Below are 19,963 nucleotides of genomic sequence, written 5' to 3'. Positions count from 1 at the left end.
AAGAATTCAATGCAAGCAATGCGTGGCTGGGCCGCTCGATACGCGTCGTGGATGGGCTTTTTGGGCCTGTTCGGGGCAGCGCAAGGCGCGGTGGCCGGCGACTACGATGGCTCGCCCCAAGTGGCTGAATTTGTCGGTGAGATGACCCGCGACTACGGGTTTGCCGGTGAACAGCTGATGGATGTTTTTCGTGAGGCTGAGCGCAAACAGAGCATTCTGGATGCTATTTCGCGCCCGGCCGAGCGCGTCAAGCAGTGGAAAGAATATCGCCCGATGTTCCTGACCGACGCCCGCGTAGCCCGCGGTGTCGACTTCTGGCGTGAACACGAAGCCGTGCTGGCTCGTGCCGAGAAGGAATACGGTGTGCCGGCCCAGGTGATCGTGTCGATCATCGGCGTCGAAACCTTTTACGGGCGCAATACCGGCAATTACCGGGTGATTGATGCGCTTTCGACCCTGGGCTTTGATTACCCGCCGCGCGCCGAGTTTTTCCGCAAGGAGCTGCGTGAGTTCCTGTTGCTGGCCCGTGAAGAACAAGTCGACCCGCTGGGCCTTAAAGGCTCTTACGCAGGCGCCATGGGCTTGCCGCAGTTTATGCCGAGCAGCTTTCGCGCCTATGCCGTGGACTTCGACAATGATGGCCACATCAATATCTGGAGCAACCCGGACGATGCCATCGGCAGTGTTGCCAGCTACTTCAAGCGTCATGGCTGGGTGGCGGGCGAGCCGGTAGTGGCGCGTGCCGACGTGCAGGGTGACCGCGTTGATGAAGGCTTGACCCAAGGGATTGAACCGGTCAAAACCGTTGGGGAGTTGCGAGCGTTGGGCTGGTCGAGTCATGATGCGCTGCGCGACGACATGCCGGTCACGGCGTTCCGTCTCGAAGGCGAAAATGGCCCTGAATACTGGATGGGCCTGAAGAATTTTTATGCAATCACGCGGTACAACCGTAGCGTGATGTATGCCATGGCAGTGCATCAACTGTCCGACCTGCTGGTTCAAGCACGGGGCAACAAGTAATGCCGTTTTTAGCCATTCGCACACCTCTGAAAATCGCGGCCTGCACGGCTATCGCACTGCTGATGGTGAGCTGCTCGAGCAGCCGCACCAGCACGCCGCAAACCGCGGGGACCATCAGCGCCAAGCCTGGCCTGGACATCAACCGCGCGCACAAAGACGGCGCGCCGTGGTGGGATGTCGACGTTTCGCGTATTCCGGATGCAACGCCAACCTTGCACACCGGGCCGTACAAGGCCAACCCGTATACCGTGCTGGGCAAGTCGTATTTCCCGATCCAGGAGTCCAAGAACTACGTGGCCACAGGCACGGCGTCCTGGTACGGCACCAAGTTCCACGGGCAGAACACCGCCAACGGCGAAGTGTATGACCTGTACGGCATGAGCGCGGCGCACAAAACACTGCCACTGCCCAGTTACGTTAAAGTGACCAACCTGGACAACGGCAAGGCTGTTGTATTGCGGGTTAACGACCGTGGGCCGTTCTATTCGGACCGCATCATTGACTTGTCTTACGCAGCCGCCAAAAAGCTCGGCTATGCCGAAACCGGTACGGCCCGCGTCAAGGTAGAAGGCATTGACCCGCAAGCCTGGTGGGCTGCGCGAGGCCGTCCGGCACCTTTGATGCTCAACGAACCGCAAGTGGCGCAAGCTGCTGCCGCGCCGACGGTTTCAACAGGCAAGGTCGAACAATGGACGCCGCCACCGCAACAGCACGCGTCTGATGTCATACCGCCTGTAGCGGTGCACAAGGGCCAGGGCACCTATTTGCAAGTAGGCGCATTCGCCAATCCTGATGCGGCCGAGTTGCTTCGTTCCAAACTCAGTGGCATGGTCAGCGCCCCTGTGTTTATCAGCTCGATTGTGCGCAATCAGCAAACCCTTCATCGTGTACGCATGGGGCCGATTGCCTCGGCCGGTGAAGTGCAACAAACGCAAAACAGCGTGCGTCTGGCCAATTTGGGCCAGCCGAGCGTTGTGACCGATCAGTAACACTGAACACGTGGCAGCCCGTCAAACGGCTGTCAAAAAGTTTTGCCCGCGAGGGTAAGGTTCCATTAGCAAACTCGAGAGACGGATGAACATCACCACCTTTGCCAAACGCCTGTGCCTGCTTGTACCGCTGATCGTCACTCCTGCCGCCTGGGCAGCCGAGATGATGCCGTCGCCGCCACAGCTGGCCGCCAAATCCTACGTTCTGATGGATGCCAACAGCGGTAACGTGTTGGTGGAGAACAACGGTGATCAGCGTCTGCCTCCGGCCAGCTTGACCAAGCTGATGACCGCTTACATCGCGACCCTGGAAATCCGTCGTGGCCAGATCGGCGAGAACGACCCGGTAACCGTCAGCGAAAACGCCTGGCGCACCGGCGGTTCGCGTATGTTCATCAAGGTCGGCAGCCAGGTATCGGTCAGCGACCTGTTGCACGGCATCATCATTCAGTCGGGTAACGACGCCAGCGTTGCGCTGTCCGAGCACATCGCCGGCAGCGAAGACGCCTTCGCTGACATGATGAACAAAACCGCTGGCGACCTGGGCATGTCCAACAGCCACTTCATGAACCCGACCGGCCTGCCGAACCCGGAGCACTACTCGTCGGCTCACGACATGTCGTTGCTGGCTCGCGCCATCATTCACGAAGACCCGACTCACTACGCGATCTACTCGCAGAAAGAGTTCTTCTGGAACGGTATCAAGCAGCCTAACCGTAACTTGTTGCTGTGGCGTGACAAGACCGTTGATGGTCTGAAAACCGGTCACACCGACGAAGCGGGCTACTGCATGGTGTCTTCGGCTGTACGTGACGGCATGCGCCTGATCGCCGTGGTATTCGGCACCAACAGCGAAGCAGCACGTGCTGCTGAAACCCAGAAACTGCTGACCTACGGCTTCCGTTTCTTCGAAACCCAGACCTTCTACCAGAAGGGCACGGAGCTGGCTCAAGCGCCCGTCTGGAAAGGTACCACTCACCAGGTTAAAGCTGGCCTGGCCGATGACCTGAGCCTGACCCTGCCGAAAGGCCAATTGAAAAAGCTGGCGGCGAGCATGACCATGAACCCGCAGCTGATGGCCCCTATCGCTAAAGGTGATGTAATCGGCAAGGTTGAAGTCAAACTGGACGACAAAGTTATCCACAGCGCTGACTTGATCGCGCTTGAGCCGGTTGAGGAAGGTGGCATTTTCCGCCGTGTGTGGGATAGCATCCGTCTATTCTTCTTTGGGCTGTTCAACTGATTTAACCCACCCTGCGTGGCCCCTTGCTGAGTGTGCAGGGGGCCGCTCTGTAGTTCCCGAGGCCAATACGCCATGACCGATACCGAAGTAAAGGCGCCAAAGATCGAATTTCCTCAAACTGACTATCCGGTTAAGGTGATCAGTGACACGGGTGTGGGCAACAAAGACAAGATCATTGCCATCGTTCTGAAACACGCAAAGATCAATGACGAGCGCATCGACGAGCGTCAAAGCACCAACGGCAAATACACCACGATTCAGTTGCACATCGTTGCGACCGATCAAGACCAGCTGTACAACATCAACAGCGAGCTGCGAGCCACCGGCTTCGTGCACATGGTGCTGTGATGCCGCAGATCTTGGGTATTCGCGATTTGGGTGTGCTCGATTACGAGCGCACCTGGCTGGCGATGCAACGTTTCACCGACCAACGCAAGCACACGCCGGACACGCAAGACGAGGTCTGGCTGGTGCAGCATCCGCCGGTGTTCACCCAAGGTCAGGCGGGCAAGGCCGAACATCTGTTGTTGCCGGGGGATATCCCGGTGGTTAAATCGGACCGCGGCGGGCAAGTGACCTATCACGGGCCCGGCCAGTTGGTCGCTTACCTGTTGCTGGATGTGCGCCGTCTCGGTTTTGGCGTGCGTGAGCTGGTCAGCCGCATGGAGCTTTGCCTGATCGAGTTGCTGGCCACCTATGGCGTGACTGCGGCGGCCAAGCCCGATGCGCCCGGCGTGTATGTCGACGGTGCGAAAATCGCATCCCTGGGCCTGCGCATTCGCAACGGTTGCTCTTTCCACGGTCTGGCCCTGAATGTGGACATGGACCTGGAACCGTTTCGACGGATTAACCCCTGTGGTTATGCGGGACTGGCAATGACCCAGTTGCGTGACCATGCAGGGCCGATTGATTTTGCCGAGGTAGGTGTCCAGCTGCGTACGCAGCTCGTCAAACACCTCGACTATGCTGAGCAGACGACCCTAACGGGCGGAATCGACTGATATGACTACTGCGCAAGACGCTGTTCAAACCCTGATCCCGACGCTGGATATCTCCGAACGTGTGGCCCGTGCGCAAGAGGCCCGTTCCAAGGTTGAGACTGGCGTTAAATTGCGCGGTGCCGAAAAGGTTGCGCGCATCCCGGTAAAAATCATTCCGACCACCGAGCTGCCGAAGAAGCCAGACTGGATTCGCGTGCGCATTCCGGTGTCGCCTGAAGTCGACCGCATCAAGGCGTTGCTGCGTAAACACAAGCTGCACAGTGTGTGCGAAGAAGCCTCCTGCCCGAACCTGGGCGAGTGTTTCTCGGGCGGTACTGCAACGTTCATGATCATGGGTGACATCTGCACCCGTCGTTGCCCGTTCTGCGACGTAGGCCATGGCCGTCCAAAACCACTGGACACCAACGAGCCGGATAACCTGGCCGTTGCCATTGCCGACTTGCGCCTGAAGTACGTGGTGATCACTTCGGTAGACCGTGATGACCTGCGTGACGGCGGTGCTCAGCACTTTGCTGACTGCATCCGTGAAATCCGTCGCCTGTCGCCGAACGTCGTGCTCGAAACCCTGGTTCCGGACTACCGTGGCCGCATGGACATCGCGCTGGAAATCACCGCAGCCGAGCCGCCGGATGTGTTCAACCACAACCTCGAAACCGTGCCTCGCCTGTACAAGGCTGCGCGCCCGGGTTCTGACTACCAGTGGTCGCTGACCCTGCTGCAACGCTTTAAGCAAATGATGCCGCACATTCCCACCAAGTCCGGCTTGATGCTGGGCCTGGGTGAAACCGATGACGAAGTCATTGAAGTGATGCAGCGCATGCGCGAACACGACATCGACATGCTGACTCTGGGCCAGTACCTGCAACCGTCGCGCAGCCACTTGCCAGTGCAGCGTTTTGTGCACCCGGACACCTTCGCCTGGTTCGCCGAAGAAGGTTACAAAATGGGCTTCAAAAACGTCGCCTCGGGTCCGCTGGTGCGTTCTTCGTACCACGCAGACGAGCAAGCCAAACTGGTTAAAGACATGTTGGTAGGCTCCTGAAACCATGAATAGCCGGTTCGCTGCGCCTGTGTCGTTTACTACTCACAGCGCAGTGCCCGCGCTGCCTGCTGGCGGGGTGATCGGTGTGATCGCCCCGGCTGGCCCCTCCGAATTCGATCTGTACAGTGCAACCCGATGGATGGAAACCCGTGGCTATCAGCTCAAGGTGTTTCCGGGCGTCTGGGAGAAAGACGGCTACCTGGCCGGTTCCGATGCTGTGCGCTTGCGTGACCTGCATGATGCTTTTGCCGACGACACTGTGGATGCCATCCTGTGCATGCGCGGTGGCTATGGCTGCACGCGCTTTCTCGAACACATCGATTTTGAGCTGCTCAGACGCCATCCCAAGCCGTTTGTGGGCTACAGCGACATCACCGCGCTGCATTTGGCGATCACTCGTTACGCGGGCTTTGTGACCTTTCACGGGGCCATGCTGAATGCGGACCTGCTCGGCAACAAACAGCCGCCAACAGAATCTTCTTTGCTGCGCATGCTCAGCGGGCAACAACCGGCGTTGCTGGAGCACCCTGCGGCGTACCCGTTAACCACCCTTGCGCCGGGCAGTGCCAGTGGTCGCTTGCTGGGCGGCAACTTGTCGATGATCTGCGCCACCATCGGCACGGCGTTTGAGCTGGACGATCAGGGCGTCATCTTGTTTATCGAAGACGTCAACGAACCGTTATATCGGGTCGACCGTCTGCTCACCCATCTGCGCCACGCGAGCAAGCTTGGGCGGGTGCGCGGAGTGTTGGTGGGGGATTTTGCCGGGGTCGATGTTTCGCGGTTGGAGCTGTTGCTCAAGCAAGAACTGGGGCCGCTGAATATCCCCGTGCTGGCCGGCTGGCGCAGCGGCCATTGCGACCCGAACATCACCTTGCCGATGGGCGCGCACGTGCGTCTGGATGCCGACAAGCAGCAACTGGTGCTCGAACAGGCCGTGGTAACGGCTCAAACCTGACTTTGTCCCTCGCGACTTTTTAAAAGATCAAAAGATCGCGAGGCAAGCTCGCTCCTACAGGTTTTTTGTTGTTAACCCCGCATGCTTCGATCTTTTGACGTTAAAGATCAACAGATCGCAGCCTCCGGCAGCTCCTATCAAACACAAAATAACTTATTGATTCTAAAGGCCCTGTAGGAGCGAGCTTGCCTCGCGATCTTTTGATCTTGATCTAAGAGCCCTCTCCCGAAGGAGAGGGAACCGATTGGGGGATGTTGAAGATACTCGCTGTCCTGTTTGCTGCGCGACAGCGCGGCGTCGTAGACGGGGCGGCAGCTCCACAGGTAATGGGTTATTGGCTGCGCAAACGCTCGAGCAGTTTATGCGTCGGGTAGCCATCGGCGGGCCAGCCAAAAGCTTGTTGCGCACTGCGAATCGCTTTACGGGTATTGGCGCCAATAATGCCGTCAGGGTTGCCCGCATCGAAGTTGCGCTGGCTCAGCAGGGTCTGCAACTCCATGCGCTCGGTGCGGCTCAGGGGCAGGTCGTCTTTTGGCCAGTCGCCCACTATCACCCCGCCGCCATTGAAGCGTTGCGACAGCAAGCCCACCGCCAAGGCATACGATGACGAATTGTTGTAACGCAAAATGGCGCGGAAGTTATCCAGCACCAAAAACGCCGGGCCACGGTAGCCAGCCGGCAACAACAATGTGGCGCTGAGTTCTTCGGCCCCGGCAGGTGCCTGGGTGCCAGCCGGCAGGGTTACGCCGAGCTTGCGCCATTCACTGACGCTCTTGCGCACCGCACCATCGGCCAGCGCGTAATCGAACCCGGCAGGCAACTGAACCTCAAAGCCCCACGGCTGGCCTTGCTTCCAGCCAGAGCTTTGCAGGTAGTGGGCGGTCGAGGCCAGGGCGTCGGCTGAGCTGTTCCAGATGTCGCGACGGCCATCGCCGTCGAAATCCACAGCGTGGGTTTCATAGGTGGTCGGGATGAACTGGGTCTGGCCCATGGCGCCCGCCCAGGAGCCGAGCATCTTGTCCGGCGTGACATCGCCTTCCTGAATGATCTTGAGCGCGGCAATCAGTTGGCTTTGGGCGAACTCCGGGCGACGGCCTTCGTAGGCGAGGGTGGCCAGTGAGCGAATCACCGACTTGTTGCCCTGGAAGGTGCCAAAGTTGCTTTCCATGCCCCACACCGACACCAGCGCCCGGCGATCAACACCGTAGCGTTGCTCGATGCGGCCCAGCAGTTCGGCGTTTTGCTCCAGCAGGCGTTGGCCATTGCGCACGCGCAAAGGCGACAGGGCACCGTCAAGGTATTCCCAGACCGGGCGGCTGAATTCAGGTTGGCTGCGGTCGGCCTTGATCACGCTCATGTCGGGCGTAACGCCGTTGAACGCGTTATCGAAAATAGTCGGCGAGATCCCGGCGTTCAGGGCTTGCACGCGGAAGTTGGCCAACCATTGCTCAAAGCTTTGAGCGGGCTGAATGTCGGGCATGTCAGTGCTGGCGGCGTTGGTGGTGACCACCGGCGCGGCAGGAGGGACAGGCAAAGGCTGGGCATCGGCTGCGGTGGGTTTTTCTGCGCAGGCGACTAACAAGATGACGCTGGAAAAAGCAATCAGTTGGCGCATCGGCCAACGGTGTGAAGAACTTAAAGACATGCGCAGGTCCACGAAATGCAAATCAGATGCAGACCTTATCATCCCCGCTGTCAGGCAGCCAGAAAGTAAAAAGCCTCCCGGTCTCTCGACTGGAAGGCTTCGCGGCGGTAGCTGCCTTTGCCTTTGGCGGGGCGTTCCTGGCGGCTGCGGAACAGGGGTTGGGCAACAATGGACTTGGCCTTGTTGGGGCGCTTGCTCATGGCTTTACTCTCGCTGGGTTAGAAAAGGCTCAATGTGAACGAGCGCAAATCATCGGCCAGTTTTTTTGAGTTGTCCAGTGCGCCCCCGCGTTGAGGATTACTCCGCTGGCAAATTCAGACGTTGCCCACACATCAGCAGCGTTAATCGGCTCAGGCTGCTCCAGGCTGACCCGGCGGCCTGGCCTTTGATCTGGGCATCAATGCGTTGCGCATCCATCAACAACTGGGCCCAGCGTTGTGCCGAATAGCGTTGCAACGCTTTGCTCATGAGTGGTTTGCGCTTGTCCCAGACCGGTGGGCGGGCCTGGCTGAAGGCTTTGTCCAGCGGGATGCCCTGGCTGTATTGCAGTGCGATGTTGGCCAGTACCCGTAGCTCACGGGCCAACGCCCACAAAATGACGGGTGGCTCGACGCCTTCGCCGCGCAGGCCTTCGAGCATGCGCAGGGCATGCGCCGCTTCGCCGTTGAGCACCGCATCGACCAAGCCGAACACATCAAAGCGGGCGCTGTCAGCCACCGCTGCCTGCACGGTTTCGACGGTGATCTGGCCATCTTCGGCCATCAGCTTGAGCTTTTCGACTTCCTGGGCTGCCGCCAGCAGGTTGCCTTCAACCCGAGCGGCGATGAGTTCGACAGCGTCCTGGCTGGCGGCCAGCCCGGCTTGTGACAGGCGCTGACGAATCCATTGCGGCAACTGGTTGGCGTCCACCGGCCAGATCTGCAAGAACTGGGTCTGCGGGCCTTCAATCAGGGCTTTGCCCCACTTGGTCTTTTGCGCACTGCCGTCGAGCTTGGGCAGGCTGATCAGCAGCAAGGTGTCTTCGGCCGGGCGCGAGCAATATTCGATCAGGGCCGCAGCGCCTTTGTCGCCGGGTTTGCCGGAGGGCAGGCGCAATTCCAGCAGGCGCCGTTCGGCAAACAGCGACATGCTGGCGCCCGCTTGCAGCAGCGTGCCCCAGTCAAAGCTGGCGTCGGCGCTAAACACCTGGCGCTCATCAAAGCCCTGCTGGCGGGCAGCCGTGCGGATGGCGTCGGCAGCTTCCTGGCACAACAGCGGGTCATCGCCGCTGATGATGTAGACCGGCGACAGGCTGCCTTGCAGGTGTTTGGTGAGTTGAGCGGGGGCGAGTTTCATAGGGGCTAGATAGATGACGGGGCGCTTGAGCGCCCCGTATCCCTTACTTATGGCAGTTCGAGTGGCGACTGCTGAGGGGTTTCGGCTTCAGCTTTTTGCTGGGCTTCCAGGGCTGCCGCTTCTGCACGGGCCTTTTCGTCGGCCAGTGTTTGCAGTTCGGCCAGACGTGCTGGCGTCAGTTGTTCAAGGCGCAGCAGGACTTGCTGAACCAGATCGCGGTCGAGTTCCTTGCGGACCATCGAAGCTTCCTGAGTGCTACCCGCGATGTTGCCACTGTCTTGCATGAAGAACTTGCGGGCTTCAACTTTGTTCTCGAGCAACACCAGGTTGTTGTCGCCTTTGATCTGGTAGTTCAAGACCTTGGTCAGTTCGTACTCAGCGGTCGAGCCGGTGCCGGTGTAGCTGGCAGCGCGCTGGTTTTCTTGCTCATTGTTCAATACGAGCTTGTACGGTGCCGCGTCGGTGATTTTAACGCCGCTGCCTTCCAGCGCCAGGCGCAGGTCGCGAACGGTTTGGCCGTAAGCATCACGGGCGCTGAGGCCCAGCTCGGTAATGGTCAGTTGGTTGGTGCCGGTACCGCGCAGCTGGAAGCCGCAGGCACTCAACAGAACAGCGAGACCCATCACCAGCAAGTTGCGTTTGATCATGTGTAGCTCCCCTTGAAACCAGGTAGGTCGGCATTGCGACCCGAAAGGTTTTAATGGGCGCCCGGCTCAAAGGCCGGGCGCCTGTTCCAATTAGCTGGCGACGATGTTGACCAATTTACCCGGTACCACGATCACTTTGCGGATCGTCAGGCCTTCGGTAAAGCGCAGCACGTTTTCGTTGGTGCGGGCAGCCGCCTCAACCTCTTCACGGCTGGCAGCCGCAGGCATTTCGATGTGACCGCGCAGTTTGCCGTTCACCTGAATAACCAGCTGCAGGGTGTCTTGCACCAGTGCGCTTTCATCCAGGGTTGGCCAGGCGGCGTCAATGATTGCCGTGGCGTGACCCAACTGGCCCCACAGTACGTGACTGATGTGCGGCGTGATCGGCGCGAGAATCAAGGCAACCGTCTCAAGACCTTCCTGTAGCAGGGCGCGGTCCTGTTCGGTGGCTTGCGGTGCTTTTTCGAGCACGTTCATCACGGTCATTACCTGGGCAACGGCGGTGTTGAATTTGTGATGCTGGCCGACGTCCTGGCTGGCTTGCTTGATAGCCTGGTGAATGGCACGGCGAATGACCTTTTGCTCGTCATTCAGGCCGGCAACATCCAGCGCGCCCGGCAGGCCCTGGCCTACGTGAGCGTGGGCCAGGCGCCATACGCGCTTGAGGAAGCGGTGCGCACCCTCAACACCTGCATCCGACCATTCCAGGCTGGCGTCAGGTGGCGAGGCGAACATCATGAACAGACGGCAGGTGTCTGCGCCGTATTGCTCGATCATGGACTGAGGGTCGACGCCGTTGTTCAACGACTTGGACATTTTTTGCGAACCGCCGATTTCAACCGGCAGGCCGTCAGACTTCAGCGTGGCGCCGATGATCTTGGCCTTGGCGTCGCGCTCGACTTCTACGTCGTCCGGGTTGAAGTAGTCCTTGCCACCGTTGTCCAGGGTACGGAAATAGGTGTCAGCGATAACCATGCCCTGGGTCAGCAGGTTCTTGAACGGCTCGTTGGAGCTGACCAGACCTTCGTCGCGCATCAGTTTGTGGAAGAAGCGCGCGTACAGCAGGTGCAAGATCGCGTGTTCGATACCGCCGATGTACTGATCGACCGGCAACCAGTGGTCGGCCGCCTTGCGCTCTACCAAGCCACCGTCGAAGTGCGGCGAAGCATAGCGTGCGTAGTACCACGACGACTCGACGAAGGTGTCCATCGTGTCGGTTTCGCGTTTGGCCGGTGCGCCACATTTAGGGCAGCTGCACTCGTAGAACTCAGGCATGCGCGCCAATGGCGAACCGGCGCCATCGGGTACGACGTCTTCTGGCAATACGACCGGCAGTTGGTCTTCCGGGACCGGCACATCACCGCAGGTGTCGCAGTGTACGATCGGGATCGGGCAGCCCCAGTAGCGCTGGCGGCTGATGCCCCAGTCACGCAGACGGAACTGGGTGCGCGACTGGCCCAGGTGCTTGGCGGTCAGGGCGGCTTCGATGGCATCGAATGCAGCCTGGAAGTCCAGCCCGTCGAATTCGCCGGAGTTGATCAGCGGGCCGTGTTCGCCGTAAGCGGCCTGCCACGGTGCTGGCGACTCATCGCCTGCGCTGGTGCGGACAACGGCCTTGATCGGCAGGTTGTACTTGGTGGCGAATTCGAAATCACGCTCGTCGTGCGCCGGCACTGCCATTACAGCGCCATCGCCGTAATGCATCAGTACGTAGTTGGCGACCCAAACCGGGAGCTTTTCACCGGTCAGTGGGTGTTCCACGAACAGCGAGGTCGGCAGGCCCTTTTTCTCTTGGGTCGCCACGTCGGCTTCGGCAACGCTGCCGCCTTTGCATTCAGCGATAAACGCTTGCAGTTCAGGGTTGTTTTGCGCTGCCAGGGTGGCCAGCGGGTGTTCTGCGGCCACGGCCACGTAAGTGGCGCCCATCAGGGTGTCTGGACGGGTGGTGAAGACTTTGAGTGCGCCCGCTTCGCCGATGGAAGCCTGGTCGTAGGGGAACTGCACTTCCATGCCACGGGATTTGCCAATCCAGTTGCGTTGCATGGTTTTGACTTGCTCCGGCCAGCCGGGCATGTCGTCGAGGCTTTCAAGCAGCTCATCCGCGTAAGCGGTGATCTTGAAGTAGTACATCGGGATTTCGCGTTTTTCGATCAACGCGCCCGAACGCCAGCCGCGGCCGTCGATCACTTGTTCGTTGGCCAGAACGGTCTGGTCGACCGGGTCCCAGTTCACGGTGCCGTTTTTACGGTAGATCACGCCTTTTTCGAACAGGCGGGTGAACAGCCACTGTTCCCAGCGGTAGTAATCAGGCTTGCAGGTGGTGATCTCGCGGGACCAGTCCACCGCCAGACCCAGGCTGCACAGCTGGGTTTTCATGTAAGCGATGTTGTCGTAGGTCCACTTGGCCGGGGCGACTTTATTTTTCATCGCCGCGTTTTCAGCCGGCATGCCGAAAGCGTCCCAACCCATGGGTTGCAGAACGTTTTTACCGAGCATGCGCTGGTAGCGCGAGATCACGTCACCGATGGTGTAGTTGCGCACGTGCCCCATGTGTAGCTTGCCGCTTGGGTACGGGAACATCGATAGGCAGTAGTAGGTTTCCTTGCCTAGATCTTCGCTGACTTCGAAGGACTTTTGGTTGTCCCAGAATGATTGGGCGGCGGCTTCTATTTCAAGGGGTTGATATTGTTCGTGCATGGCTACTTGTACTAATGAAGGGTGGCCTAATCCTCTTCAACTCACGCGGACATTTTTGTTGCCCGGTCAGGTTGGAGCAGGGGTTACAGGAAGTCCCGTAGCATACATGACCCCACTCTATCGAGGGAAACCCTGATTGCCTCATCGTTCCGTTGGTCGCTACGGCGCGCTGGTTTTAGCAGCGCAGCTACGCTGTTGGTGGGGGGAAGAAACTTCCTTAATGAGGTGGACGGATGGTTGAGTCGCAATACAAGGCTATAAATTCGGAGGTGTTCGAGCGGCTGATTGATCGTTTGAGTGTGGCTCTTGATTCAGCAAAGACGGCAGTGCGACTGAGAAACGAACGTCCTGCCGAATTGGAATTGCGTGGTTTGAGTCGTGCCGAGTTGGAGTTGATCAACGTTTATTTAAACCGGATCGGGCGTGAGGCTGATGAACGCCTGCAAGGCAGCAGTACTGAGCAAAAAGCCCCTCAGACAGCCAAGGTCATCTGGCTCAAAGACAGGGTTAAGGGTAAGTAGGCCGGCGCGACGATTCAGGTCGGGCCCACGTGAAGAGCGGCATTTCCTCAGGGTTGAGGTAACACGGGTTGTGATTGAGTTTTGGCCAGCCCTGTTGATGCCTCCCTTCAACCCCCTTAGGCTTCGGGCATCTATGGAGATGCTCGATGCCTTTTCGCTACTTTGTTAAACAACTTCTATTGCCTCCGGGCATCCTTCTTTTGTTCCTGCTGGCGGCCTGGTGGCTGCGCCATTCGCGTCCGCGTCTGGCCGGTGCGCTGTTTGCCGTGGGCCTTGGCGGCTTATGGTTGATGAGCTTGCCGGTGATGGTGGAATGGAGCGCCCGCGCCATTGAGCGCGAACCTGCGTTAGCCCCCAATGAGTGGTCGAGCTTATCTGAACGGGCCGATGCCATTGTGCTGCTGGGCTCCGGGCGAGAGCGCGGTGACCCGGCGTGGGGCAGTGATCAGCCCACCGGGATCGGCCTGGAACGCCAGCGCTATGCGGCGCAACTGGCCAAGGCTTCGGGGTTGCCGGTGCTGGTCACGGGCGGCTTGCACTACGGCACCCCGCCGAGCGAGGCGCAGATAATGGCCGACTCGTTGCGCGAAGATTCGGGGGTAGAGGTTCGCTGGAAAGAAGAACGCAGTCGCACTACGTGGGAAAACGCGCAAATGAGTGCAGAGATTCTGTTGCCGCAGGGCATCAAGCGCGTGGTGGTGGTCACCCAGGCGTGGCACATGCCGCGTTCGGTGTGGAGCTTTGAAAAGGCGGGGTTTGAGGTCGTGCCGGCGCCGGTCGGCTTTTTAAGCGTCGACAACGCCAGGCCGCTGGGCGGCTGGATGCCGGAGTACAAGTCTGTCTGGCAGTCCGGGCTGTTGCTCAACGAAGCCGTCGGGCAGATCGCCTACCCGTTGTTTTACCGCTAAGTGCGCCTTGTGGGAGCGAGCTTGCCTCGCGATCTTTTGATCTTTAAAAGATCGCGAGGCAAGCTCGCTCCTACAGGGGGTTGGCTTTTCGGGTTTACACCGTTTTGGCGATGCGGCTGGTGATCAGCGCCCAGCCGATCAACAGCGCACACAGGATTGCCAGCGGCCACGAGCGCCATTGCAGGTAAGGCGTCAGGTTGTGCATGGGCACCACGTCGCCGTACAGGATCCCTTGCTCGAACTGCGGGATCTGCGTGGTGATCTGCCCAAACGGGTTGATCAGCGCGGTGACACCGTTGTTGGTCGCCCGGATCATCCAGCGGCCCGCTTCAAGGGCGCGCATCTGGGCCATCTGCAAATGTTGCAGGGGGCCGATCGAGGTGCCGAACCAGGTGTCGTTGCTGATGGTCAGCAAAATATCGCTCTGCGCGGCCAGCCCGGCGACAAAGTCCGGGTACACCACTTCGTAGCAAATCAGCGGGGCGATCTGGTAACCCTTGGCTTGCAGCATGGGTTGGTCGGCAGGCCCGCGGGCAAAGTCTGACATCGGCAGGTCAAAAAACGCGATCAGGCCGCGCAGTACGTCCTGCAACGGGACGTACTCGCCAAACGGTACGAGTTTTTGTTTCAGGTACACGCCATCGCCTTCACCCACGGCCGTGATGCCGTTGAAGAAGCGCGATTCGTGGCGCACTTCTTCGCGGATCGGCACGCCGGTAATCAACGCGGAATTTCGCTCGGCGGCGAACCGGCTCATCATCGTCAAATAGCCTTCGGCGTTCTCTTTGAGCACCGGAATGGCCGTTTCAGGCCACACAATCAAGTCGACACGCTTGGAGCTGAAGGTCATGTCGCGGTACAGCGCCAACTGCGCATTAAGCTCAGCCGGGTCCCATTTCATGCTTTGTGCAACGTTGCCCTGCATCGCCGCCACGCTCAGCGGGTCACCCGACGGGCTGGTCCAGGCGTGATGCTTGAGCGCAATGCCGATGCACCAAGGACCGACCAGCAACACCACGGCAGCGCCGATAAAGGCTTTGCGCCTGGCTTTGATCAGGCGGGGCAGGTTGCACAGCAACGCTGCGGTCAGCGCCAGGGTGAACGAAATCAGCCACATGCCGCCCAGCGGCGCGAGCCCGGCCAGGGGGCCGTCGAGCTGGCTGTAACCCGAGTACAGCCAAGGGAATCCTGTGAGGAACCAGCCACGGAAAGCCTCTTGGGCCGTCCACAGCGCAGCAAAGGCCAGGGTGTCGGCCAGCGGCGCTTCATTGCGGCGGATCCAGCGCGCCCACAGCCAGGCGGGCAGGGCAAAGAACCAGGCAATGGCGGCGGTAAACAGCAGCATCAGGAAGCCGGCCAGTAGCACCGAAGCCCCGCCGAAGTGGTGAATGCTGTAGTAGATCCAGCTGGTGCCCGCGCCAAACAGGCCAAAGCCGAAGCACCAGCCACGGCCCAGTGCCTGCTTGGGCGACAGGTCGCGCAAGCCCAGATAGAACATGGCCAGGGCAACCAGTGCCAGCGGCCAGATATCGAAAGGTGCCAACGCCAGGGTTGTCAGTGCGCCGGCCACCACAGCCAGCAAGTTACCGGGCCAGCCGGGGGCGGTTATCCAGCGCATTTCAATCCTTAGCGTCAGGGTTTAGCGGGCAATGGGCGTTAAGCGAATCAGGTGAATCCGGCGGCTGTCGGCATTGAGGATGCGGAAGCGGTAAGGGCCGATTTCAGTGATTTCGTTGCGTTTTGGCAAGTGCCCGAACGCACTCATGACCAAGCCGCCAACGGTGTCGAACTCATCGTCGGAGAAGTCGCTGTCAAAGAACTCGTTGAAGTTCTCGATAGGCGTCAGGGCCTTGATCAGGAAGTCACCGCTGGGCAGCGGCTTGATGTAGCTGTCTTCTTCGACATCGTGTTCGTCTTCGATGTCGCCGACGATCTGTTCCAGAACGTCTTCAATCGTCACCAGACCGGCCACGCCGCCGTATTCGTCAATGACGATGGCCATGTGGTTATGGTTGGCACGGAACTCACGCAACAACACGTTCAGGCGCTTGGATTCAGGGACAAAGGTCGCTGGACGGAGCAGATCCTTGATGTTGAATTTGTCGCCGTTCTCTTGAAGGATCAGCGGCAGCAGGTCTTTGGCCAGCAGGACGCCGAGGACGTCATCGTGGCTTTCGCCGATCACGGGATAACGCGAGTGCGCTGCGTCGATGATCGCCGGGAGGAATTCGCGGGGTGTCTGGGTCGCCTTGATGCTGATCATCTGCGAACGCGGAACCATGATGTCCCGTACTTGCAGGTCAGCCACCTGGATGGCGCCTTCGACGATGGCCAGCGCTTCGCTGTCCAACAGTTTGTTCTGATGTGCTTCGCGCAGCAGCTCCAGCAGCTCCTGGCGGTTTTTCGGCTCATGGGCAAAGGCCTGGGTCAGCTTACCCAACCATGACTTTTGCCCGTTGCTCGATCGGTCTTCGCTCATAGCGATTTACTCGTATCCCTTGGTCGTTTCAGTGGGTTGTTAATCAGTTTCGTCGTCTGCATACGGATCTGGATGACCCAGTTCTGCAAGCAACGTTCGTTCCAGCGCTTCCATCTCTTCGGCTTCTTCGTCTTCTATATGGTCGTAACCCAGAAGATGCAAGCAGCCGTGAATCACCAAGTGAGCCCAGTGAGCGTCAAGTGCCTTGCCTTGTTCGGCGGCTTCACGCTCGACCACGGCCACACAGATGACCAGGTCACCCAGAAGCGGGATATCAAGGAATTCGTCCGGCACTTCTGCCGGAAAAGACAGCACGTTGGTCGCGTAGTCTTTATGTCGCCAAGTGTGATTAAGCTCACGGCCTTCGGCTTCGTCCACCAGACGAATGGTCATTTCCGAGTCGGCGGTGCGCTGGCGCAGCGCCAGTTCGCACCATTGGCGGAACTGGGCTTCGCTAGGCGCAGCGGCTTCGGTGGCCAGTTGCAGGTCAAGCTCAAGCATCGTTGCGGTAATCCTTGGCGGCGGGCAGGGCGGCCAGCTTGTCAGCGGCTTCCTGTTCGTAGCGCCCGTAGGCCTCAACGATGCGTTGTACCAGCGGGTGGCGCACAACGTCTTTGGACAAAAAGTGCGTAAAGCTGATACCCGGCACGTCCTTGAGCACGTCAATCACGTGGGTCAGCCCCGACTTGGTGCCTTTTGGCAGGTCGATCTGGGTGATGTCACCGGTGATTACGGCCGTGGAGCCGAAGCCGATACGGGTCAGGAACATCTTCATTTGCTCAACGGTGGTGTTCTGACTTTCGTCGAGAATGATGAAGCTGTTATTCAGCGTGCGACCGCGCATGTAGGCCAGCGGTGCCACTTCAATGATTTGCCGCTCGATCAGCTTGGCCACGTATTCAAAGCCGAGCATCTCGTACAGCGCGTCATACAGCGGGCGCAGGTACGGGTCGATCTTTTGCGACAGGTCGCCCGGCAGGAAGCCGAGTTTTTCGCCCGCTTCAACCGCCGGGCGCACCAGCAGGATGCGGCGGATTTGCTCGCGCTCCAGGGCGTCAACTGCGCAGGCCACGGCCAGGTAGGTCTTACCCGTACCAGCTGGGCCAATGCCGAAGTTGATGTCGTTGCCGAGGATTTCTTTGACGTAGCGCTGCTGGTTGGTGCCGCGCGGGCGGATCATGCCCTTTTTGGTGCGCAGCGACACGCTGGCCTCGGCCACAGGCGTATTGGCCAGGTCATCGGTGGCAGCAGACTCTTGCAGGAACAGGTGCACCAGGTCCGGCGAAAGCTCAGTGGCTTTGGTTTCGCGGTACAGACGGCGCAGCAGGTGTTCTGCAGAAACAGTCAGTTTGGGGTCGCCGATCATTTCGAACTGGTTACCGCGATTGCGGATTTCGATGCCCAGACGTTGTTCGACCAAGCGCAAATGCTCGTCGAATTGTCCGCACAGATTGGCGAAGCGGCGAGCCTCAAAAGGCTCGAGGAGAAAACGATGTGGTTCGATGGGTGCGTTCAAGGTCGTTTTTAGCCGCCCTAAGGCAATTGAGGTGAGATGAAGGATAACGCTAGCAGGTCACGCGCGAAAGGGCCGTGATAAATGATTAACCTTCTGCAGGGGCGAGCTCGTCTCGCGATCTTTTAGACGATCAAAAGATCGCGAGACGAGCTCGCTCCTACAGAAGCCTGCGTTAGTTCAGCAGCGAACCCCGCAGGGAGTGCGGCTGGGCGGCATCGATGTGCACGTCGGCGAATTGTCCGATCAACTGCGGGTTGTCGCAGCGGAAGTTAACAATGCGGTTGTTTTCGGTGCGCCCTTGCAGTTCACCAGGGTCTTTTTTCGAGTAATCGGTCACCAGAATCCGCTGAGTGGAGCCGACCATTTGCCGGCTGATCTCAAAACCTTGTTGGTTCAGGCGGTGTTGCAGCGCGTTGAGGCGCTCTTTTTTGCGCTCTTCTGGCGTGTCGTCAACCAGGTCGGCCGCAGGCGTGCCCGGGCGCTGGCTGTACACAAAGGAATACGAGAAGTCGAAACCGACGTCCTCGATCAGCTTCATGGTTTGCTCGAAATCCTTCTCGGTTTCACCGGGGAAGCCGACGATAAAGTCAGAGCTGATGCAAATGCCCGGCACCGCCGCGCGCAGTTTGCGCAGCTTGGACTTGTACTCCAGCGCCGTATGGTTGCGCTTCATCGCCGAGAGAATGCGGTCCGAGCCCGATTGCACCGGCAAGTGCAGGTGTTTTACCAGCTCCGGCACGTCGGCGTGGGCCTGGATCAGGCTGTCCGAGAACTCCAGCGGGTGCGAGGTGGTGTAGCGAATGCGCTCGATCCCGTCGATGGCTGCCACCACGCGAATCAGTTCGGCGAGGTCCGCCAGGCGACCGTCCTCGGTCAGGCCGCGATAGCCGTTGACGTTCTGGCCCAGCAAGGTCACTTCACGCACGCCGTTTTCAGCCAGGTGGATCACTTCGCTGAGCACGTCGTCGAACGGGCGGCTGACTTCTTCGCCGCGGGTGTAAGGCACCACGCAGAACGTGCAGTACTTGCTGCAACCTTCCATGACCGACACATAGGCACTTGGGCCGTCGATGCGGGGTTCAGGCAGGTGGTCGAATTTCTCGATCTCGGGGAACGACACGTCAACCTGCGGCAACTTGGTGATGCGCGCAGCGTCAATCATCTCGGGCAGGCGGTGCAGGGTTTGCGGACCGAAGACTACGTCCACGTAAGGGGCGCGGTCGCGGATGGCGGCGCCTTCCTGGCTGGCAACGCAGCCGCCGACGGCAATGACCATCTCGGGGTTGGCCAGTTTCAGCTCGCGCCAGCGGCCCAGTTGCGAGTACACGCGGTCTTGGGCGCGTTCACGGATCGAACAGGTATTCAGCAGGATGACATCAGCGTCTTCGGCGCGCGCTGTGACTTCCAGGGCCTGATGTTCACCCAGCAGATCGACCATGCGTGAGCTGTCGTACTCATTCATCTGGCAACCGTGGGTTTCGATGTAAAGCTTCTTGGCCATGGGTGTTCATCAAGTGGTTCAAAGAACCGCGCATTATAGGGGGCATGGTCGCGGGTTCCTAGCGTTGCGCGTCCGATGGCTATGCTATAGTTCGCGCCCTCTTTTATATCCTCAGATGTCTACCCGCCCACCATGACCAAACGTGAAGCTCCAATCTACAAGGTGATTTTCCTCAATCAGGGCCAGGTGTTCGAAATGTACGCCAAGCAGATCTATCAAAGTGATCTGTGGGGCTTTCTGGAAGTTGAGGAATTTGTCTTCGGGGAGCGCACGCAAATCGTCGTTGATCCGAGCGAAGAAAAGCTCAAGGCTCAATTTGAAGGCGTGGTACGCAGCTTTGTGCCGATGCACTCGATTGTGCGAATTGATGAAGTTGAACGTCTGGGGACGCCGAAAATCAGCGAAGCCAATGGCATGAGCAACGTGATGCCGTTTCCGTTTCCGATGCCGGACAAGTAGTT

20 protein-coding genes are annotated in these 19,963 nt (G+C 59.2%); 10 read left to right on the top strand and 10 right to left on the bottom strand.

Annotation, left to right across the window (positions count from 1 at the left end):
• Positions 1 to 9: 9 nt before the first annotated feature.
• The 7 genes from mltB (at position 10) to TU84_RS04955 (ending at position 6,253) form a co-directional block, all read left to right on the top strand.
• Positions 10 to 1,020, top strand: coding sequence for a lytic murein transglycosylase B (gene mltB / locus TU84_RS04985; protein ID WP_048367644.1), 1,011 nt, complete (start codon positions 10 to 12; stop codon positions 1,018 to 1,020).
• Positions 1,020 to 2,009: a septal ring lytic transglycosylase RlpA family protein gene (locus tag TU84_RS04980; RefSeq protein WP_048367643.1), complete on the top strand. Its 990-nt coding sequence runs from the start codon at positions 1,020 to 1,022 to the stop codon at positions 2,007 to 2,009. The genes mltB and TU84_RS04980 overlap by 1 nt, the downstream gene beginning before the upstream one ends.
• An 85-nt stretch (positions 2,010 to 2,094) precedes the next feature.
• Complete coding sequence (locus TU84_RS04975; protein ID WP_048367641.1) at positions 2,095 to 3,252, top strand: D-alanyl-D-alanine carboxypeptidase family protein; 1,158 nt, start codon at positions 2,095 to 2,097, stop codon at positions 3,250 to 3,252.
• Positions 3,253 to 3,324: 72 nt separating this feature from the next.
• Entirely contained in the window at positions 3,325 to 3,600 is a 276-nt protein-coding gene (locus TU84_RS04970; protein WP_048367639.1) for a DUF493 domain-containing protein, read from the top strand.
• Positions 3,600 to 4,253 carry a lipoyl(octanoyl) transferase LipB gene (gene lipB / locus TU84_RS04965; RefSeq protein WP_048367636.1) on the top strand — a complete coding sequence of 218 codons (654 nt, stop codon included), beginning with the start codon at positions 3,600 to 3,602 and terminating at the stop codon, positions 4,251 to 4,253. Before TU84_RS04970 ends, lipB begins: the two co-directional genes overlap by 1 nt.
• A 1-nt stretch (position 4,254) precedes the next feature.
• Positions 4,255 to 5,295, top strand: coding sequence for a lipoyl synthase (lipA, locus tag TU84_RS04960; RefSeq protein WP_048367635.1), 1,041 nt, complete (start codon positions 4,255 to 4,257; stop codon positions 5,293 to 5,295).
• Positions 5,296 to 5,299: 4 nt separating this feature from the next.
• Entirely contained in the window at positions 5,300 to 6,253 is a 954-nt protein-coding gene (locus TU84_RS04955; RefSeq protein ID WP_048367634.1) for a S66 peptidase family protein, read from the top strand.
• Positions 6,254 to 6,584: 331 nt separating this feature from the next.
• On the opposite strand, the gene TU84_RS04950 is transcribed toward TU84_RS04955, so the two are convergent.
• The 5 genes from TU84_RS04950 to leuS form a co-directional block, all read right to left on the bottom strand.
• Positions 6,585 to 7,898, bottom strand: coding sequence for a lytic murein transglycosylase (locus tag TU84_RS04950; protein WP_048367633.1), 1,314 nt, complete (start codon positions 7,896 to 7,898; stop codon positions 6,585 to 6,587).
• Positions 7,899 to 7,948: 50 nt separating this feature from the next.
• Entirely contained in the window at positions 7,949 to 8,098 is a 150-nt protein-coding gene (arfA, locus tag TU84_RS04945; RefSeq protein ID WP_003444166.1) for an alternative ribosome rescue factor ArfA, read from the bottom strand.
• 97 nt (positions 8,099 to 8,195) lie between these two features.
• Positions 8,196 to 9,233 (bottom strand): DNA polymerase III subunit delta, encoded by a 1,038-nt coding sequence (holA, locus tag TU84_RS04940; RefSeq protein ID WP_048367632.1) that lies wholly within the window; start codon positions 9,231 to 9,233, stop codon positions 8,196 to 8,198.
• Positions 9,234 to 9,280: 47 nt separating this feature from the next.
• Positions 9,281 to 9,880, bottom strand: coding sequence for an LPS-assembly lipoprotein LptE (locus TU84_RS04935; protein ID WP_048367630.1), 600 nt, complete (start codon positions 9,878 to 9,880; stop codon positions 9,281 to 9,283).
• Between the two features lie 90 nt (positions 9,881 to 9,970).
• A complete protein-coding gene (gene leuS, locus TU84_RS04930; protein WP_048367628.1) occupies positions 9,971 to 12,577 on the bottom strand; it encodes a leucine--tRNA ligase in 2,607 nt (868 codons plus the stop codon).
• Positions 12,578 to 12,810: 233 nt separating this feature from the next.
• Here leuS and TU84_RS04925 point away from each other — a divergent pair, with 233 nt between their 5' ends.
• The gene (locus tag TU84_RS04925; RefSeq protein WP_048367627.1) at positions 12,811 to 13,098 is read left to right on the top strand and encodes a hypothetical protein; all 288 of its coding nucleotides are present in this window, start codon (positions 12,811 to 12,813) and stop codon (positions 13,096 to 13,098) included.
• 146 nt (positions 13,099 to 13,244) lie between these two features.
• A complete protein-coding gene (locus tag TU84_RS04920; RefSeq protein WP_048367625.1) occupies positions 13,245 to 14,006 on the top strand; it encodes a YdcF family protein in 762 nt (253 codons plus the stop codon).
• Positions 14,007 to 14,100: 94 nt separating this feature from the next.
• Here TU84_RS04920 and lnt read toward each other — a convergent pair whose 3' ends face one another.
• From lnt to miaB, 5 genes are all read right to left on the bottom strand, one after another.
• On the bottom strand, positions 14,101 to 15,624 hold the full coding sequence (gene lnt, locus TU84_RS04915) for an apolipoprotein N-acyltransferase (RefSeq protein ID WP_048367623.1): 1,524 nt from the start codon (positions 15,622 to 15,624) through the stop codon (positions 14,101 to 14,103).
• 21 nt (positions 15,625 to 15,645) lie between these two features.
• Positions 15,646 to 16,485 carry an HlyC/CorC family transporter gene (locus TU84_RS04910; protein WP_048367621.1) on the bottom strand — a complete coding sequence of 280 codons (840 nt, stop codon included), beginning with the start codon at positions 16,483 to 16,485 and terminating at the stop codon, positions 15,646 to 15,648.
• A 39-nt stretch (positions 16,486 to 16,524) separates the two neighbouring features.
• On the bottom strand, positions 16,525 to 16,986 hold the full coding sequence (gene ybeY, locus TU84_RS04905) for an rRNA maturation RNase YbeY (protein ID WP_048367619.1): 462 nt from the start codon (positions 16,984 to 16,986) through the stop codon (positions 16,525 to 16,527).
• Positions 16,979 to 18,001 carry a PhoH family protein gene (locus TU84_RS04900; RefSeq protein ID WP_048367617.1) on the bottom strand — a complete coding sequence of 341 codons (1,023 nt, stop codon included), beginning with the start codon at positions 17,999 to 18,001 and terminating at the stop codon, positions 16,979 to 16,981. The genes ybeY and TU84_RS04900 overlap by 8 nt, the downstream gene beginning before the upstream one ends.
• Positions 18,002 to 18,173: 172 nt before the next feature.
• Positions 18,174 to 19,502, bottom strand: coding sequence for a tRNA (N6-isopentenyl adenosine(37)-C2)-methylthiotransferase MiaB (gene miaB, locus TU84_RS04895; protein WP_048367615.1), 1,329 nt, complete (start codon positions 19,500 to 19,502; stop codon positions 18,174 to 18,176).
• 132 nt (positions 19,503 to 19,634) lie between these two features.
• Here miaB and TU84_RS04890 point away from each other — a divergent pair, with 132 nt between their 5' ends.
• A complete protein-coding gene (locus TU84_RS04890) occupies positions 19,635 to 19,961 on the top strand; it encodes a DUF1820 family protein (RefSeq protein WP_048367613.1) in 327 nt (108 codons plus the stop codon).
• Positions 19,962 to 19,963: the final 2 nt, after the last annotated feature.

Source organism: Pseudomonas helleri (genome assembly GCF_001043025.1).
Lineage (GTDB): Bacteria > Pseudomonadota > Gammaproteobacteria > Pseudomonadales > Pseudomonadaceae > Aquipseudomonas > Aquipseudomonas helleri.
Note: the sequence above shows the minus strand (reverse complement) of the source record. Positions and strands in the feature narration are given on the sequence as shown.

Bases quoted from the DNA above. Each gene is read 5' to 3' on its own strand.
- mltB (WP_048367644.1), top strand. From the start codon at position 10: ATGCAAGCAATGCGTGGCTGGGCCGCTCGATACGCGTCGTGGATGGGC.
- TU84_RS04890 (WP_048367613.1), top strand. From the start codon at position 19,635: ATGACCAAACGTGAAGCTCCAATCTACAAGGTGATTTTCCTCAATCAG.
- holA (WP_048367632.1), bottom strand. From the start codon at position 9,233: ATGAAACTCGCCCCCGCTCAACTCACCAAACACCTGCAAGGCAGCCTG.
- leuS (WP_048367628.1), bottom strand. From the start codon at position 12,577: ATGCACGAACAATATCAACCCCTTGAAATAGAAGCCGCCGCCCAATCA.
- TU84_RS04935 (WP_048367630.1), bottom strand. From the start codon at position 9,880: ATGATCAAACGCAACTTGCTGGTGATGGGTCTCGCTGTTCTGTTGAGT.
- TU84_RS04955 (WP_048367634.1), top strand. From the start codon at position 5,300: ATGAATAGCCGGTTCGCTGCGCCTGTGTCGTTTACTACTCACAGCGCA.
- miaB (WP_048367615.1), bottom strand. From the start codon at position 19,502: ATGGCCAAGAAGCTTTACATCGAAACCCACGGTTGCCAGATGAATGAG.
- lnt (WP_048367623.1), bottom strand. From the start codon at position 15,624: ATGCGCTGGATAACCGCCCCCGGCTGGCCCGGTAACTTGCTGGCTGTG.
- TU84_RS04975 (WP_048367641.1), top strand. From the start codon at position 2,095: ATGAACATCACCACCTTTGCCAAACGCCTGTGCCTGCTTGTACCGCTG.
- TU84_RS04920 (WP_048367625.1), top strand. From the start codon at position 13,245: ATGCCTTTTCGCTACTTTGTTAAACAACTTCTATTGCCTCCGGGCATC.
- lipA (WP_048367635.1), top strand. From the start codon at position 4,255: ATGACTACTGCGCAAGACGCTGTTCAAACCCTGATCCCGACGCTGGAT.
- TU84_RS04950 (WP_048367633.1), bottom strand. From the start codon at position 7,898: ATGTCTTTAAGTTCTTCACACCGTTGGCCGATGCGCCAACTGATTGCT.
- TU84_RS04980 (WP_048367643.1), top strand. From the start codon at position 1,020: ATGCCGTTTTTAGCCATTCGCACACCTCTGAAAATCGCGGCCTGCACG.
- TU84_RS04925 (WP_048367627.1), top strand. From the start codon at position 12,811: ATGGTTGAGTCGCAATACAAGGCTATAAATTCGGAGGTGTTCGAGCGG.
- lipB (WP_048367636.1), top strand. From the start codon at position 3,600: ATGCCGCAGATCTTGGGTATTCGCGATTTGGGTGTGCTCGATTACGAG.
- arfA (WP_003444166.1), bottom strand. From the start codon at position 8,098: ATGAGCAAGCGCCCCAACAAGGCCAAGTCCATTGTTGCCCAACCCCTG.
- ybeY (WP_048367619.1), bottom strand. From the start codon at position 16,986: ATGCTTGAGCTTGACCTGCAACTGGCCACCGAAGCCGCTGCGCCTAGC.
- TU84_RS04970 (WP_048367639.1), top strand. From the start codon at position 3,325: ATGACCGATACCGAAGTAAAGGCGCCAAAGATCGAATTTCCTCAAACT.
- TU84_RS04910 (WP_048367621.1), bottom strand. From the start codon at position 16,485: ATGAGCGAAGACCGATCGAGCAACGGGCAAAAGTCATGGTTGGGTAAG.